This window comes from Nocardioides abyssi, from assembly GCF_030412915.1.
GTDB classification, from domain to species: domain Bacteria; phylum Actinomycetota; class Actinomycetes; order Propionibacteriales; family Nocardioidaceae; genus Nocardioides; species Nocardioides abyssi.
Window position 1 is genome coordinate 1 of record NZ_JAUHJR010000031.1, and the last position, 465, is coordinate 465.

Annotated in this window: 1 pseudogene; it reads left to right on the forward strand. The window is 74.0% G+C overall.

The window, feature by feature from the left end:
- Positions 1-234: 234 nt before the first annotated feature.
- Positions 235-465, forward strand: a pseudogene (locus QWY29_RS19765) (phospho-N-acetylmuramoyl-pentapeptide-transferase); the annotation flags it as partial.

Below are 465 nucleotides of genomic sequence, written 5' to 3' on the forward strand. Positions count from 1 at the left end.
TCCTTCGACGACCGCGAGGTCGCCGCCGAGCTGCTGCGTGAGCGCCTCGCGCCGGACGCCGCGGGGGAGCGGGTCGAGCAGGCCGAGCGGGCGTGATGATCGACACCCGCCCGGCGGGGCGCGGTCGAGCCCGCCGCCGGCGTACGCCAAGATGAACGGTGCCGGTGAGCCGGCCCGGCCGGTGGCGCACGTCGTCGGCGAGGTGACCTGGGAGCGGAACGAGGTGCAACGGCGGTGAGGGCGATCCTGCTGGGCGGAGGCCTGGCGCTGCTGATCTCGCTGATCGGCACCCGCTTCGCGATCAGGCAGTTCACGCGGTGGGGCTACGGCCAGGAGGTCCGCGACGACGGCCCGACGACCCACCACGTCAAGCGCGGCACCCCTACCATGGGCGGCGTCGTCATCATCGGCGCCACCGTGCTCGGCTACCTCGGGGCGAAGCTGATCACGCTGTCCCCGCCGACG